Consider the following 14,586-nt stretch of genomic DNA (forward strand, 5'->3'; position numbering starts at 1 on the left):
GAGGAGGGCGATTTTTGCCCGACGATGCAACCTCAAAATAATTGGGAGATTGCTTTGTGGCACGATACGCCACCCGCAATGACATGATCACGGAGAACATCATGCCTCAAGGCACCTATCATTTTCCAAAGGGATTTTTATGGGGGACGGCGACTGCCGCGCATCAGGTCGAGGGCAATAATACGAATAACAATTGGTGGAAGTGGGAGCGGGACGGCCACACGGACGGTTCTGCGGCGGTGGCAGCCGATTGGTGGGGCGGACGCTGGCGCGAGGATTTCGACCGCGCCGCCGAAACTGGACAGAACGCGCATCGCCTCTCGGTGGAGTGGAGCCGCATCCAGCCGACGCCGGACACATGGGACGAAGAAGCGCTTGAAAAATATCGCACCATGCTGCGCGGACTCAAAGAACGCGGCTTGACGCCGATGGTGACACTGCATCATTTCACCGATCCGTTGTGGTTGGGCAACTATGGCTCTTGGGAAACAGAGGCCGTCGTCCCGCTCTTTGAGAAGTTTGTTCGCAAAACAGTGGACGCATTGAAAGAATACTGTTCGTTGTGGTGTACGATCAACGAGCCGACGGGCTATGCTTTGAATGGATACGTCATCACCGGCGTGGATTCGTTCCCGCCGGGTAAAAATAATATGAAACTGGCGATGCAGGTCCATGCGAACCTGATCCGCGGGCACGCCGCCGCCTATCGCGCCATTCATTTGCTTCAGCCGGAAGCGCGGGTGGGCATTGCGCATCAATTTCGCCCGATGATGCCATATCACACCTGGTCCCCGCTCGACCGGTTTTTGACAAATGCCTTTAACACCACGGTAAATAGTTTTGCATTGACGTTGGCGGATGGCGTGATGCGTTCACCGCTCGGTTCGATAAAAATTCCGGAGGCTAAAGGCACGCAGGATTATTTCGGGTTCAATTATTACACGCGCGAATATGTCACCTTCGACCTGCGCCATGCCAGCACCTTATTTGGACGTCACTTTTATCGCAAGGATGTTGAATTAAGCGACGATGGTTTTCTTGCCATGGAACCGGATGGAATGTTCGATGGATTGAAGTGGGTCGTGCGCACTTTCCCCAATCTGCCCATCCTTGTGACCGAGAACGGCGTCAACTCGGCAGACGACTCGATGCGTCCGCGCTATACCGTTCAACACATCCACCAGATGTGGCGGGCGGTCAATTTCAACTGGCCCATCAAGGGATATTTCCATTGGTCTTTGGTGGATAACTTCGAGTGGAGTTTTGGATGGAAGTACCGCTTCGGGCTTTGGGGATTGGATGTGGACACCCAGAAACGAATCAAACGTCCCAGCGTGGACCTGTATGCTGAGATCTGCAAAGAGAACGGCATATCCAGCGAGATGGTGCAAAAGTATTGCCCCGAATCGTTTGAAAAGTTATTTCCTTCGTGATCCGACGCGAAAGTCTCCAGACTTTCGACTCCAACGTGGGAGACGTTGGAGTCCATGGCAACAGGGCGGTATAATTTCAACCCGATGCCAATTCTCGATGCCCACATGTTGGAATTCTTCAGCCGCAGTCCCGAGCAAACGCGGCGCATCGGAATCCGCCTTGGCGGCCTCCTCGAGCCGGGCGATGTGATCTGTTTGCAGGGCGATCTCGGCGCAGGCAAGACCACGTTTGCACAGGGCCTTGCGCAAGGATGGGGTTCACTCGATGCCGTTTCCAGCCCGACCTTTATTCTTGTCAACCAATATCGGCGCGCCGATGGCGGAAAACTTTTTCACCTCGATGCCTACCGCCTCGACTCCGTGCCGGAAGCGGAGGAACTCGATCTCGACTCGATGCTCAATGAAGGCGCGCTGATCATCGAGTGGCCCGAACGACTCGGAAATCTAATTCCCAACGATCATCTGCGCATCCAACTCGAGCATATCTCGGAAGAACACCGCAGGCTGGGCTTTCGTGCGCACGGGAAACACTACGACGAACTGCTCGACGAAATCCGCCAGTCTGTGGTGGGAGGATGACCATGCTGCTTGCAGTCGATACATCCACTTCGCTGACAGGCCTGGCGTTGTATGATGGAGTCCAGGTCCTCGGCGAGATGACGTGGATAACCAGGCAACATCACACGGCAGAACTTTCCCCGGCTCTTTCCGGACTTTTGAGTCGGTGCGGCGTTTCGATGGGCATGGTCAACGCTTTGGGCGTTGCCGTTGGTCCCGGTTCGTTTACGAGTCTGCGAGTTGGGCTGTCCTTGGTGAAGGGAATTGCGCTGGCGCGCAATTTGCCTGTGATGGGAATTCCCACATTGGATGTGATCGCAACAGCCCAGCCGTTGGCGGAATATCCGCTCATTGCGATCATTCAAGCCGGGCGGACGCGAATCGCTTTCAGTGTGTATGAAAATACCGGGAAGCAGTGGCAGGCGGAAGGTCCGATTAGAAGCGGAACGCTCGAAGAACTCATCGCCGGGATCGATTCGCCTGCATCCATCGCGGGCGAATTGACATCCGAAGAAAGAAAAAAAATATCCAAGGCAAAGAAACTGCACTTGGCTTCGCCTGCATTGTGTGTAAGACGTCCTGCTGTGCTTGCAGAACTGGCTTGGAACCGCTGGCGGAATCATGATGTGGACGATGCGGCAGCCCTTGCGCCGATCTATTTGCATGTGGCAGGAACGCCGATTTCGTGAAATGGAAGACCTGACAGGCCTTTTTATTCGAAAGATGATCGAAGCCGATCTCGAGCAGGTGGTCGCCATCGATCAGGTTTCGTTTTCCCTGCCCTGGCCCTCCAGTTCTTTCATTTACGAATTGAAGGATAATTTTTCGTCGCGGTCCTGGGTGGCGGAGATGGACAGGCGTGTGGCGGCGATGATGGTCGGCTGGCTGATCATGGATGAATTGCACATCGCAACGATCGCAACCCATCCTGATTACCGCAGGCGCGGCATCGGGAAAAAGTTGTTGTTGCACGCCCTGCGCGCCGCAAAAGCCGAGGGTGTAACCCGCGCGTTTTTGGAAGTACGCGAGGGGAATCATGCTGCTTTGAGCATGTATCGTAATTTGGGTTTTGCGGAAGACGGAAGAAGGATTGAATATTACAAGGATAACAATGAGGATGCCATCCTCATGTCCCTGAACGATCTGGGGCATATCCAGGGAGTTTGAATTGACCATCGAGATACTTGACTGGATTGCTAGCGAGGTTTCCGTTTGCACGAAGTGCGCTTTGCATGAGTCGCGCAAACGGGTTGTGACGGGGGAGGGACCCGCCGATGCGGAGATCATGTTCATCGGCGAGGCTCCGGGATTCCATGAGAACGAGCAGGGACGTCCGTTCGTGGGGGCATCTGGAAGGTTTTTGGACCAATTGCTCGAGCAGGCAGAGTTGACGCGTTCAGAGGTGTTCATTGCCAATGTCGTCAAATGCCGCCCGCCGGGCAACCGCGATCCGCAGCCCGAAGAACTTGGGGCGTGCAGTGAGTATTTGCATGCGCAGATCGAATCGATAAACCCGAGTATCATTGTGACCCTGGGACGCATTTCGATGGGAACCTATTTTCCCGGTGCGAAGATCACCGCCATTCACGGGCAGATGCAAAGTATCGACGGAAGGTTTATCATTCCCATGTATCACCCGGCGGCGGCGCTGCACCAACCCGCCCTGAGACCATCCATTCTGGCGGATTTTGCTAAATTGCCGGATCAGTTGAATGAAGCCCGCGCAGTCCTGGGCAGGCATGTGGTCAGGAAGAATAAACCCGCGGCGCATCAAAAAATCGATTCGCCGCGACAGTTAAGTCTATTTTGATGAATGAGGAACCTATGACGACAAAGACAGATCTAATCAAAAAGCTGAAGGAGAAGAACGCCAAGGTGGCGATCCTCGGTTTGGGATATGTGGGACTGCCTCTGGCGGTCGTTTTCGGGGAGGCTGGTTTTCACGTCACAGGCGTGGATCCGGACAAGGGTAAAATCGATGCGCTGAATAAAGGCGAGTCCTATATCCCGGATGTGAAAACTGAAGCAGTGGCAAAGCTGGTCAAAAGCGGGATGTTGACCGCCACTACGGATTTTTCTGTGCTAAAGAACATGGATGCGGTCAGCATTTGTGTGCCGACTCCGCTGCGGCAGACCGGCGACCCGGATATGTCGTTCATCATGTCTGCAATGGAAGAACTGAGCAAGTACATGCATAAGGGGATGGTTGTGGTATTGGAATCAACGACGTATCCCGGCACGACCCGTGAGTTGCTTCTACCCAAGCTCGGTACCGAACACAATCTTACTGTGGGTGAGGATTGGTTCCTTGCTTTCTCGCCTGAGCGTGTGGATCCGGGGCGTGAAGATTTCACAACCATCAATACCCCAAAGGTGATGGGTGGAATCACGCATGCCTGCGGCGAGGTGGCAACCGTTTGGTATGAAGGCGCGATCAAAATCGTGCATCACGTTTCCACGGCGGAGGCGGCGGAAATGTCGAAACTTCTGGAAAATACCTTCCGCATGATCAATATTGGCCTGGTCAACGAACTGGCGATCATGTGCGAATACCTCGGCGTGGATGTGTGGGAGGTGATCGATGCGGCAGCAACCAAGCCGTTCGGCTTCATGAAGTTTACGCCGGGTCCCGGCTTGGGCGGACACTGCATCCCGATCGACCCGCTTTATCTTTCGTGGAAGATGCGTTCGTTCAATTACAACGCGCGTTTCATCGAGTTGGCATCTGAGATCAATACCAACATGCCGCGATATGTAGTCAGCCGCGTGCTGGAGGCGATGAATGACCTCGGCAAGACGTTGAAGGGCTCAAAGGTGTTGGTTTTGGGCGCTGCGTACAAGCCGGATATCAATGATGTGCGCGAGTCCCCGTCGTTGGATGTGATCGGTTTGCTGAAGAAGAAAGGCGCGCTGGTCGATTATCACGACCCGTATATCCCGCATATTCATCATGAGTACGAGGGGTGGCATATGGACAGCGTGCAGGACCTGATGTATTCGGTCCGCGAGGCGGATGCGGTGCTGATCGTAACCAATCATGCTGTGTATGATTACAAAGCGATCATCGAATCTGCAAAGTTTGTGTTTGATTCGCGAAATGCAACCGGGAAAATTGGCAAGTTTGAAAAGGTGGAACGGCTCTAGTTATTTTGCGCATCAGCAGAATGTGTTGCATCATCCGTGATGCGTAAGGGAAAATAATGGCTCATTATCTCATTACTGGCGCGGCTGGTTTTATTGGCGCGCGGACCTCGGAAATGCTCCTTACGCAGGGCCATACTGTTGTAGGCATTGATAACGTCAATGATGCTTATGACCCGCGCATGAAGGAATACCGCTTGAAAAAACTTCAGGGTTTGGGTGGTTTCAAATTCCACCGGCGCGACATTTCCGAGAAATCCTGCATAGATCTGTTCATGGATGAAAAGTTCGATGCTGTCATCCATCTTGCGGCGCGAGCCGGAGTGCGTTACAGCGTGGAGAACCCGTGGGTATTCGTGGAATCAAATGTGATCGGCACATTGAACATGCTCGAGGTTTGCCGCCAGTTCGCATGCAAGAAATTTATCATGGCATCAACTTCCAGCATTTATGGCGAGAATCCGCCTTATCCCACGCCCGAAACCGCTTCCAGCAGCGAGCCGATGCAGCCTTATGCCGCAAGTAAGAAAGGCGCAGAGGTGCTTGCTCATTCGTATCATCACCTGTATGGGATCGATATCAGCATCTTGAGATATTTCACAGTGTATGGTCCGGCAGGCAGACCCGACCTTGCTCATCTCCGTTTTGTACAATGGATCAGCGAAGGGAGACCTGTGCGCATCAATGGGGATGGAAATCACTCGCGCGGCTTTACATACATTGACGATATTGCTCACGGCACGATTTTGGCGCTTAAGCCAGTGGGATTTGAGGTGTTCAACCTTGGCGGACATGAGGTCATCACTGTTATTAACCTAATCCGGCTGATGGAAGAAATCATCGGCAAAAAAGCGGACGTAAGATATGGTCCCGCCAACCCTGCGGATATGCTGACAAACCAGGCGGATGTGACCAAGTCTGGAAAGTTACTTGGATGGGAACCACAGATTAGCATGCGGACCGGGGTCACAAAACTGGTTGAATGGTATAACACAAACCGTGACTGGGCGAAAGAAATTCTCACACCGTAAACGACCTCGTGCAAAACTTTCAATTACCGGTTACCTTTTACACCCTTATAATCGTAAGTGGTAGCTGGTAAATTTTCATGTCCCTTCTTTCGAAATTCAAAAATGACCCGCTCTTTGCCAAAGTAATGCGCTCCAGCGGATCGTTATTCAGCAACAACACCCTTGCACTCGGACTCAGCGTGGTGCAAGGCATCATGGCGACGCGCCTGTTAGGTCCAGCTGGGTTCGGTCTCATCGGCGTGGTCATGGCGTTCGCTTCGACAGTGAACAGCGTCTTCTCATTCCGCATGGGCGAGTTGGTGGTGCGCTACGGCGGCGAATACCTCAACAAGCAGGAAAAAGAACAAGCCTCTGCCTTGCTCAAAGCAGCCAGTCTGACCGAAGCAATAGTTTCGCTGTTGGCGTTTCTGGTGGTGCTCGCCACAGCACAACTTGCCGAAACCAACCTTGCCAAGACTCCCGACATTGCATGGATGTTCACTTTCTTTGCGATTAACCTGCTGGCAAACTTCAATACCGAAACTTCCACAGGTATTTTGCAAATTACTGAAAGAATCAAATTGCAGGGCACGGTCAATTTGATTCAAGCCATTATCACCACACTGATCATTGCGGGTGCGTTCTTCTTCGGCGGCAATGTCACTATTGTACTTATCGCGTATCTCATCGGAAAATCAATCCTCGGGCTTGGGCTTTTTACACTTGCTCAAATACAACTCCGTGAAAAACTCGGCGGCGGATGGTGGCGCACGCCTTTCTCGAAACTCACAACCCGCAGAGAAATTTTCCGCTTTGCGTTCAGCTCAAATATCAGCGCGACCATCATCAAACTTTTCCGTGAGAGCGAATTGATCTGGGTTGGCTTCTTCCTCGATACCACTGCTGTCGGTTATTATCGCGTTGCCTACACCATAACGCATTTCCTCGCCATCCCTGCCGACCCGCTCATCGCTACGACCTTCCCCGAGATCAATAAACTTGCAGTTGAAAGGGCATGGGGTAAACTCAAAAGTTTTCTCAAAAGAATCACGGCGTTTTCATTTTCCTATAACATCGCCATCGGCGCAGGTTTGATTCTCTTCGGTCAGTGGGTCATTCGCATCTACTCCGGCGCGGACTATCTCGCCGCCTATCCCGCCCTCGTCGCGCTCACCATCGGCTTGGTCTTCAATTACATCCTCTTTTGGAATCGCCCGCTCCTGCTCGCACTCGGCTTGCCGGAGTTTCCCGTCTATGTCACGCTTGCGGCGGGAGTCATCAAACTCGCGCTTTCGTTTTGGCTCGTGCCTGTCTATGGCGTGACGGCGGCGGGCGGGTTGCTGTCGTTCTATTACATTGCTTCGGTGGGGGTGATGGTGGTGAGAGGAATTGTGGAAATTGGGAATCGGGAATCGGTATGAAGATCGCACTTATTACAAACTCCCACATTCCATCTCTCACTGCCAATTCGATTCAGGCAATGAAGGTTGCTCAAGCCTTGATGCAACTGGGGCATAACATAAAGATGTTCGCGCCTGCGGAGACGAAATTACCCAATTACCAATTACTACTTGCCCATTATGGATTGCGCCTCGCCCCGGACCTCGACCTGCTCCCATCCATCAGCGGACTCAAACGCCTCGACTTTATCGTCCATGCCCAGCGTGCTGCGAAGAAATTCGGTTCGGAGTTGATCTACACCTGGCTGCCCCAGTCTGCGGCGTTGGGCGCATGGATGGGGTATTCCGTTGTGCTCGAAATGCATGCGGACAATTCGGGTCGACTTGGCGTGTGGTGGATGCAACAATTTTGGAGGCAGAACACGCCCAAGGTGATGACGGTCACCACGTCAGCGTTGAGAAAGGCTTTGGAGCGCTCGACCAGGTTCCAATTCCCGAATGAAGCGCTGCTGCTCGCGCCGAACGGCGTCGAGTTGGAGAAGTATGCGGATTTGCCAAGTCCTGCCGAGGCGCGTCGTCAATTGAATTTGAAAGAGGGATTGACTGTTGGATTCACAGGTCACATTTACCCTGGCAGAGGTGCTGATCTTTTGTTCGAACTCGCGCGGCAAATGCCCAATGTCAATTTTTTGTGGGTGGGCGGCACGCCCGAGTTGGTGGATTTTTGGCGCGGCAAACTGACCGAGGCAGGCATGACCAATGTGACGATGACAGGCTTCGTGAAGCATGAGTCGATCCCGCTGTATCAGGCGGCGGCGGATGTGCTGCTGATGCCGTATTCGCGTTCGATCGAAGCTTCGAGCGGACAAGACATTGCCGAGGTGATCAACCCGATGAAGATGTTCGAGTACATGGCGGCGGGACGGGGAATCGTTTCTGCGGACTTGCCTTCGATACGGGAAGTATTGAATGAGGGCAATGCGATGTTGGTTGAGCCTGCTGGTCGAGTAGACGGCGGTGTTCTTTCGCCGGCGGATCGAGACCAAGTTGGTGAGTGGAAAGTGGAAATTGAGAAACTGCTTGCTGATGAGCCGCACCGATTGGCGTTGGGTAAACAAGCCCGCAAGGATGTGGAGCAGTTGACTTGGGTGAAGCGCGAAGAGCGGGTGATGGATTCAATTCAATCAATGATTAAATCTTTGCGTCGGAAAGATGTGTCATAAACTCTTGCACCTTTGCGTTAATACTTCGCGAATTAAAAGAAGATAAGTCACGCTATACGTTACAATACTCCTCCATCATGGAAAGATTTTTCCCCACCCGCATAGCGCAGACAGTTGCCCTGGTCGTGATCTTTGTACTTGCGCTTGCCATCCGCCTGTACGATCTGACCGATCTGCCGCTCGAATTTCATTCCACCCGCCAATTGGTATCGGCGCTCAAGGCGCGCGGAATGTATTACGAGACCCGCTTCGATGTTTCTCCCGAGGAACGCGCTTTCGCCGTCCAGCAATGGAAGTTCCGCGCATCGGTCGAGCCGGAAGTCTTCGAAAGAATTGTCGCATGGACGTATCGCTTCACCGGCGAGCAGGTCTGGGTCGCGCGCATTTATTCCTCCGCGTTCTGGCTGATAGGCGGGATATTTCTATTCATGCTTGCACGGCGTCTTGTCTCTGATGATGGCGCAATTGTGTCAACAGCAATTTATCTTTTTCTTCCATACGCCATCATCGCCAGCCGCAGTTTCCAACCCGATCCGCTGATGACGATGCTCATTATGATGTTTTTGTGGGCGGTCTGGGAATGGGCGGGTGAAAAACCCTTCAACCACCAGAAAGACAAAGGCACACAAAGGAAAACCTTCGTGGCCCCAAGCCCCCAGAATGGGGGTCGTGACCCTTCGTGGTTAAAAACCTTTCTCACCGGCATCTTTGGCGGGCTTGCCATCTTCATCAAATTCCCGGCAGTATTCTTCATTGTAGGCGGAGGCTTGGGCGCGGTGTTAAGTCACAGGTCCATGAAAGAGTCGCTGAAGAATCCGCAGATATATGTCATGAGTCTCTTGGGAATCCTCCCTGGCGCGGCATATCTCATCTATGGAATTTTCATAGAAGATTATCTCGGTCAGCAATTCGCCGGCCGTTTCATCCCTTCGCTGTTTTTCAAACCGTCCTATTATATTGGCTGGTTGAATATGTTGAATTTGGTCGCGGGCGGATTCGTGCTCGGGCTTGCGCTGCTGGGACTATTTTTCTTTGCGGATAAAAAACTCCGCTTCCTTCTTGGACTTTGGGCCGGGTACGTCCTCTTTGGGCTTTACTTTAACTTTCACATCTCCACCCACGATTACTACTCCCTGCCTTTGATTCCCATCCTTGCGCTTTCGCTTGCGCCGCTTGCGGATTTTTTATTTTCAAAACTTGCCCAACTTACTCAAACAAAACTTCTTCGCCTTTTTTCTTTTCTCTTTCTTTTTATTGGCCTTGTTGCCTCTCTCTGGAATGTCCGCAATCAACTCAACGCCGTGGATTACCGCCCCCAAGCTGCCATGTGGGAGGAAATCCGCGCAAAGACGGACGGATACAACCTGGCAGGCCTGACCCAGGACTATGGCGCGCGCATGGCATATTGGGGTTGGCGTAATATCAGTTCCTGGCCCACCTCCGGTGACTTGCTTTACGGCGACGAGCGCGGACCGGGACGCGACTTCGAAGGTTATTTCGAAGAACTCATTGCCAAAAAAGATTTGTTCATCGTCACCGATCTCGACGACTTTGAGCGCCAACCCTTCCTGATGGAAAAACTCGAACCGTATCCCGTCTTTGCCGAAGGGGATGGCTACGTCATCTACAATTTAATGAAGTAAACCATCCGGCTTTTTGATTTGTCAAAGAAAGGCCATCCGGTCGACCTTATTGATAAGGTTTGTTAACCTCATCCAGTTTAGCCATAATTTCATCCAAAAGGGTATCGGTAAGATTCTTTTGTGACGGGGATAGATCGTTTAGTTCCTCGGGATCCGCCTTTACGTCGAAGAGTTTTACCTGATGCATTTCCGGAAGAAGAGAATAACCGAAGTAATAATGAAGTTTATGGTTTCCCTTCACCATCATCACCGACGCTTGGGAAAGAGGGTCGTATTGCCCGTTCTTGCTCGCTCGCACTGTGAAAATATTGCGCGTTGGCTCCGTTCCTGACCCATAAGGCGGGAGCGGGATTCCTCCCTCCACCCAGTCGGGGAAGGGCTGTCCAGTGACATGGGTCAACGTCGGGATGACGTCCACCGCACTGGTGTTTTCAAGGATGTCCATGCCGGTTTTACGCCCCGGCTCGAAGATCATCAGCGGAACGCGGATAACTGGCTCGTAGAGCACTTCCGTGCTATGGCCGGTGATCCCGCGTTCGTTCAACTCCCCATGGTCGGAGGTCAGGACCAGCCAGGTGTTTTCCAACAACCCTGCGGATTCCAATTTTTCATACAGCCGTCCGAACTCCCTATCCACGTAGAGGATGAACTCATCATACTCCGCGCGTTTTGCAAGAATATCCTTTGGCGGTCTCTTTGCAAAAATATCCTTCGGCTTTTTGGGAGGCTTGAAACCATCATTGTGAAAGTGCTTGTAGAATTCCGTCGGCGGCCTGTAGGGATCGTGCGGCGGAAGAAAATGGAAATAGCCGACGAAAGGCTGTGGGATCGCCGTGAGACGGTTGGCGAGGTAATCCACTGCATTTTCCAATAAGAAAATGTTGTCTGAACCGGCCGAACCGGCCGTGGGCAGACCCAGGGGGAATAAATGCTTGAGGTCTTTGAACTTTTTTTCCTGGTACTCCTGATAAAGGCGGGAGAGAAACAGGGAATAGGCGTATCCCTGCTCCTCGACATTGATATCCCTCAGCCAGCTGACGGAGGCGATGTCGTCATCATTCCTGAACAGGATATGAAGGAGTTCGTCCGATCCAAGCAAAAGTTTGTCCCTAGGTATTAATTCATCGGACCGGCTCAGAAATTGATATAGCAGGATATTCACCCAACCGTTATGGCTGTAGGCTATCGGATAATAATCTTTGAATGCACTGAAAAGGTTGCGGTTCACATACCGTTCAGTCACCGTCCCCGCCGGTTGAAAGGCGCGGTGTGTCCAGGGCAGGACGCCGGTTAATAAGGAAGCGGTTCCCGGTGTGGTGAAGTTCCCGCCTGCGTAATGGTTGTGATATCGAACCGCCCGTTCAGAAAGCCTGTTTATGTTCGGCGTGGTCTCGCGGGGGTAGCCGTAAAGGGATATGTTGTAGCTGGAAAATGCGTCGAATACCACCACAAGCACATTCTGTTGCTCTGACTGCTTCTCATTTGTGGAACTGGCAAATCTTGTAAGGGGTTCTGCCGCAAGGCTTAAAGGCAACAGGCCTGCGAGTTTGAGAAAGTCACGCCGATTTATCTTTCGATTCATTTGTCACCGTGCCGGCGGGTTGATAACTGCCCCAGGAAACGTTCCAGTCGGGTTCATTCTAATGGTTGTTGGAGTCCCTAGGGTGCCTGAGAGCGCACATCCTATTCTCGGTTCATTGGATGAATTATACTTGGTTTATGGCATTCATTCGAACGCCATCCCGTCCTGCCGAAGTGGACGGGTATTTAACTGCAATTTGATGAAGTAAACAATGTCCTCCTCCAACAAATCACTGACCTATCTTGCCTGGTTTGGCGTCCTTGCCATGATGGCGGCGCTTGCCGTATATGCCTATCTTGGGATCTTCACCCGCTACATGGGCGACGATTACTGCCTGCTTGCCCAGGTGAAATTTGGCGATATCTTCACCAACAGTTGGAACAAATATCTTCTTAAATCCAACCGGTTTTCCAACCTGTTCGTCCTTGGCTTTTGGGAACTCTTCCCCCGCAACATCGCGTTTGTTCCTGCCCTGCACATCCTGCTCTGGGGGACCGGCTTGTACTGGCTGTCGGCCGAGTTGAACAAAATGCTGGAGACAAAACTTGAAGCGCCGGTCCGTTTGCTCGCCGCCGAAGCGGTTATCCTTTTCTCCTTTTTTACCACACCGAACCTCTTCCAGGTCCTTTACTGGCGGCCCGGGCAGGTATCCTACCTGACCCCCATCGTTTTCTTCACACTCCTCTCAGCATGGATGGTGAGGCTCGTCCGCCTGCAAAAAGCCTCCCTTCCCATGGCGGTTCTCTTCGCCTTCCTGGCATTTTTCATTGGGGGACTTTCCGAGACCCTGGGCGCATTGCACATTTCTATTCTCTCGCTCGCGATCGCCTGCGTTTATTATTTCGACACATCCGCCCGCCGCCAACCGGCGCTGACTTTGCTGACCGCCATGCTCATTGGCGCGCTGGCGGCACTGTTTGCAATGTTTATTTCCCCCGCCAATGAGTTTCGTATCAACGAAGAGAATGGTCCGCCCTCGCTTATAACCGTCCTCATCCGCGACGTGAATTTTTCATTCCTTTTCCTGCGCGTCGCAGTGACGAACCTTCCCCTGCCCCTCTTTATGTTGTTGGCGATCTCCGGCTTGTTCTCGTACCAGTTCTTTTTGGATAAGCGCACCAAAAAAATCGAAACGCGATTTTACTGGATATTCCTTCTCATTCCGGTTCTGCTCTACGGATTGATCTTCGCCACCTTTGCTCCCAGCGCGTATGGGCAGTCCTACCCGTTGGAGCGGGTGCGGTTCCCGGCATATTTTCTGCTCATGGGTGCCATCATGGCACTGGGGATTTGCGCCGGATATGTACTGTCCTTTATAAAACCCCCGGTCTTCGTGAAAAATGCCGCCCTTGCGCTGGCGTTCCTTGCTTTTCTCTATCCCTTGTGGATGACGCGCCAGCCTCTCTCCACCTACGAAGAACGCCGCCTTTTTGCCCTGCGCTGGGATGAACGGGAGCGGATGATCTACGATATGAAGGCTCGCGGTGAGCAAGAACTGATCATCCCCGGTTTGGATGGCTATAAAGGCGTAAAGGAACTGGACGTCCGGCCATTTTTTTGGCTGAACGGTTGTGCCGCGCAGTTGTACGATGTTCATTCCATCAGCGCCGTATCCATCGAAGAGGAACACATCCTTGAATATTTCAGCCAATGAACTGACTCCCATCCTCGTCACCGGGTCGCATCGCAGCGGCACCACCTGGGTCGGTAAAATGCTCGCCGCCGCCGCGGATACCGCTTATATCAGCGAGCCGCTTAACGTTTTGCATCGCCCCGGCATCTTCCGCGTGCCGGTCAAATATTGGTACACCTACATTACAGAAGAGAATGAAGCGGAATACCTGCCCGCCTACCGTGAACTGCTGGACTTTCAATACCATACCTGGCTCGAGATCAAATCCCTCCGTTCGCTCAAAGATTTCCTGCGCATGGGGCGCGATTTCCGCATCTTTTTCAACGGGAGCATGTACGGCCAGCGCGCGCTCATCAAAGACCCGTTCGCGGTCTTCTCCACACCCTGGTTTGCGAATCGATTGCACTGCAAGGTCGTCATCACTGCCAGGCACCCGGCGGGATTCACCGGCAGTCTCAAACGTCTCGGGTGGAACTACGATTTCAACAACCTGCTTAATCAGCCGCTTTTCATGCGCGACCATCTCGAGGCGGATCGCGCGGCGATGCAAGCAATCGACAAAAATGACATCGTGAGTCAAGCGGCTTTGTTGTGGAAGTTCATCTATCGCTTCGTTCATGGGACCCGTGAGTCGTTCCCGCAATTTGGCATTGTCCGCCACGAAGACCTTTCCCTCGACCCCGTGAACGGTTTCCAAATTTTATACAAATCCCTCGGTTTGGACTTTACCGAACGCGTCCGGAAGATCATTGAGAACTCCAGCAGTTCCGAGAACCCGGTGAGATTGGCGCGGAACAGGACCCACTCCGTCAAACTAGACAGCCGCGCCAACCTCGATAACTGGAAGAAGATCCTCTCTCCCGAAGAAATCTCCCGCGTCCGCAAGATCACGGAAGGCGTTTCTGAATTCTTCTATTCCGAAGAGGAATGGAAATAAGTATTGCCCAGCCGCCGTCCTCGGCG

13 protein-coding genes are annotated in these 14,586 nt (G+C 52.6%); 12 read left to right on the forward strand and 1 reads right to left on the reverse strand.

What is annotated here, in order from left to right:
• Positions 1-56: 56 nt before the first annotated feature.
• The 10 genes from HS100_06175 (at position 57) to HS100_06220 (ending at position 10,408) form a co-directional block, all read left to right on the forward strand.
• Entirely contained in the window at positions 57-1,433 is a 1,377-nt protein-coding gene (locus tag HS100_06175) for a glycoside hydrolase family 1 protein (GenBank protein MBE7433482.1), read from the forward strand.
• Positions 1,434-1,487: 54 nt separating this feature from the next.
• Positions 1,488-2,012, forward strand: a complete 525-nt coding sequence (gene tsaE, locus HS100_06180) for a tRNA (adenosine(37)-N6)-threonylcarbamoyltransferase complex ATPase subunit type 1 TsaE (protein MBE7433483.1) — start codon at positions 1,488-1,490, stop codon at positions 2,010-2,012.
• 2 nt (positions 2,013-2,014) lie between these two features.
• Positions 2,015-2,680: a tRNA (adenosine(37)-N6)-threonylcarbamoyltransferase complex dimerization subunit type 1 TsaB gene (tsaB, locus tag HS100_06185; GenBank protein MBE7433484.1), complete on the forward strand. Its 666-nt coding sequence runs from the start codon at positions 2,015-2,017 to the stop codon at positions 2,678-2,680.
• 1 nt (position 2,681) lies between these two features.
• Positions 2,682-3,158: a ribosomal protein S18-alanine N-acetyltransferase gene (gene rimI / locus HS100_06190; GenBank protein MBE7433485.1), complete on the forward strand. Its 477-nt coding sequence runs from the start codon at positions 2,682-2,684 to the stop codon at positions 3,156-3,158.
• Between the two features lies 1 nt (position 3,159).
• Positions 3,160-3,801 (forward strand): uracil-DNA glycosylase, encoded by a 642-nt coding sequence (locus HS100_06195; protein MBE7433486.1) that lies wholly within the window; start codon positions 3,160-3,162, stop codon positions 3,799-3,801.
• 14 nt (positions 3,802-3,815) lie between these two features.
• On the forward strand, positions 3,816-5,135 hold the full coding sequence (locus tag HS100_06200; GenBank protein ID MBE7433487.1) for a nucleotide sugar dehydrogenase: 1,320 nt from the start codon (positions 3,816-3,818) through the stop codon (positions 5,133-5,135).
• 56 nt (positions 5,136-5,191) lie between these two features.
• Positions 5,192-6,163 carry a GDP-mannose 4,6-dehydratase gene (locus HS100_06205; protein ID MBE7433488.1) on the forward strand — a complete coding sequence of 324 codons (972 nt, stop codon included), beginning with the start codon at positions 5,192-5,194 and terminating at the stop codon, positions 6,161-6,163.
• Between the two features lie 77 nt (positions 6,164-6,240).
• The gene (locus HS100_06210) at positions 6,241-7,563 is read left to right on the forward strand and encodes an oligosaccharide flippase family protein (GenBank protein ID MBE7433489.1); all 1,323 of its coding nucleotides are present in this window, start codon (positions 6,241-6,243) and stop codon (positions 7,561-7,563) included.
• Positions 7,560-8,765, forward strand: coding sequence for a glycosyltransferase (locus HS100_06215; protein MBE7433490.1), 1,206 nt, complete (start codon positions 7,560-7,562; stop codon positions 8,763-8,765). Before HS100_06210 ends, HS100_06215 begins: the two co-directional genes overlap by 4 nt.
• Before the next feature lie 77 nt (positions 8,766-8,842).
• Entirely contained in the window at positions 8,843-10,408 is a 1,566-nt protein-coding gene (locus HS100_06220; protein ID MBE7433491.1) for a glycosyltransferase family 39 protein, read from the forward strand.
• 46 nt (positions 10,409-10,454) lie between these two features.
• Here the strand turns inward: HS100_06220 and HS100_06225 are convergent, their stop codons facing one another.
• Positions 10,455-11,990, reverse strand: a complete 1,536-nt coding sequence (locus tag HS100_06225) for a sulfatase-like hydrolase/transferase (GenBank protein ID MBE7433492.1) — start codon at positions 11,988-11,990, stop codon at positions 10,455-10,457.
• A 211-nt stretch (positions 11,991-12,201) separates the two neighbouring features.
• Between HS100_06225 and HS100_06230 the strand changes: the two genes are divergently transcribed.
• Together HS100_06230 and HS100_06235 are read left to right on the forward strand one after the other, a co-directional pair.
• Positions 12,202-13,644: a hypothetical protein gene (locus tag HS100_06230; GenBank protein ID MBE7433493.1), complete on the forward strand. Its 1,443-nt coding sequence runs from the start codon at positions 12,202-12,204 to the stop codon at positions 13,642-13,644.
• On the forward strand, positions 13,625-14,560 hold the full coding sequence (locus tag HS100_06235) for a sulfotransferase (GenBank protein ID MBE7433494.1): 936 nt from the start codon (positions 13,625-13,627) through the stop codon (positions 14,558-14,560). The genes HS100_06230 and HS100_06235 overlap by 20 nt, the downstream gene beginning before the upstream one ends.
• Positions 14,561-14,586: the final 26 nt, after the last annotated feature.

Source organism: Anaerolineales bacterium, from assembly GCA_015075725.1.
Lineage (GTDB): Bacteria > Chloroflexota > Anaerolineae > Anaerolineales > Villigracilaceae > Villigracilis.

Bases quoted from the DNA above. Each gene is read 5' to 3' on its own strand.
- HS100_06200 (MBE7433487.1), top strand. From the start codon at position 3,816: ATGACGACAAAGACAGATCTAATCAAAAAGCTGAAGGAGAAGAACGCC.
- HS100_06230 (MBE7433493.1), top strand. From the start codon at position 12,202: ATGTCCTCCTCCAACAAATCACTGACCTATCTTGCCTGGTTTGGCGTC.
- HS100_06215 (MBE7433490.1), top strand. From the start codon at position 7,560: ATGAAGATCGCACTTATTACAAACTCCCACATTCCATCTCTCACTGCC.
- HS100_06220 (MBE7433491.1), top strand. From the start codon at position 8,843: ATGGAAAGATTTTTCCCCACCCGCATAGCGCAGACAGTTGCCCTGGTC.
- HS100_06210 (MBE7433489.1), top strand. From the start codon at position 6,241: ATGTCCCTTCTTTCGAAATTCAAAAATGACCCGCTCTTTGCCAAAGTA.
- HS100_06205 (MBE7433488.1), top strand. From the start codon at position 5,192: ATGGCTCATTATCTCATTACTGGCGCGGCTGGTTTTATTGGCGCGCGG.
- HS100_06225 (MBE7433492.1), bottom strand. From the start codon at position 11,990: ATGAATCGAAAGATAAATCGGCGTGACTTTCTCAAACTCGCAGGCCTG.
- rimI (MBE7433485.1), top strand. From the start codon at position 2,682: ATGGAAGACCTGACAGGCCTTTTTATTCGAAAGATGATCGAAGCCGAT.
- tsaE (MBE7433483.1), top strand. From the start codon at position 1,488: ATGGCAACAGGGCGGTATAATTTCAACCCGATGCCAATTCTCGATGCC.
- tsaB (MBE7433484.1), top strand. From the start codon at position 2,015: ATGCTGCTTGCAGTCGATACATCCACTTCGCTGACAGGCCTGGCGTTG.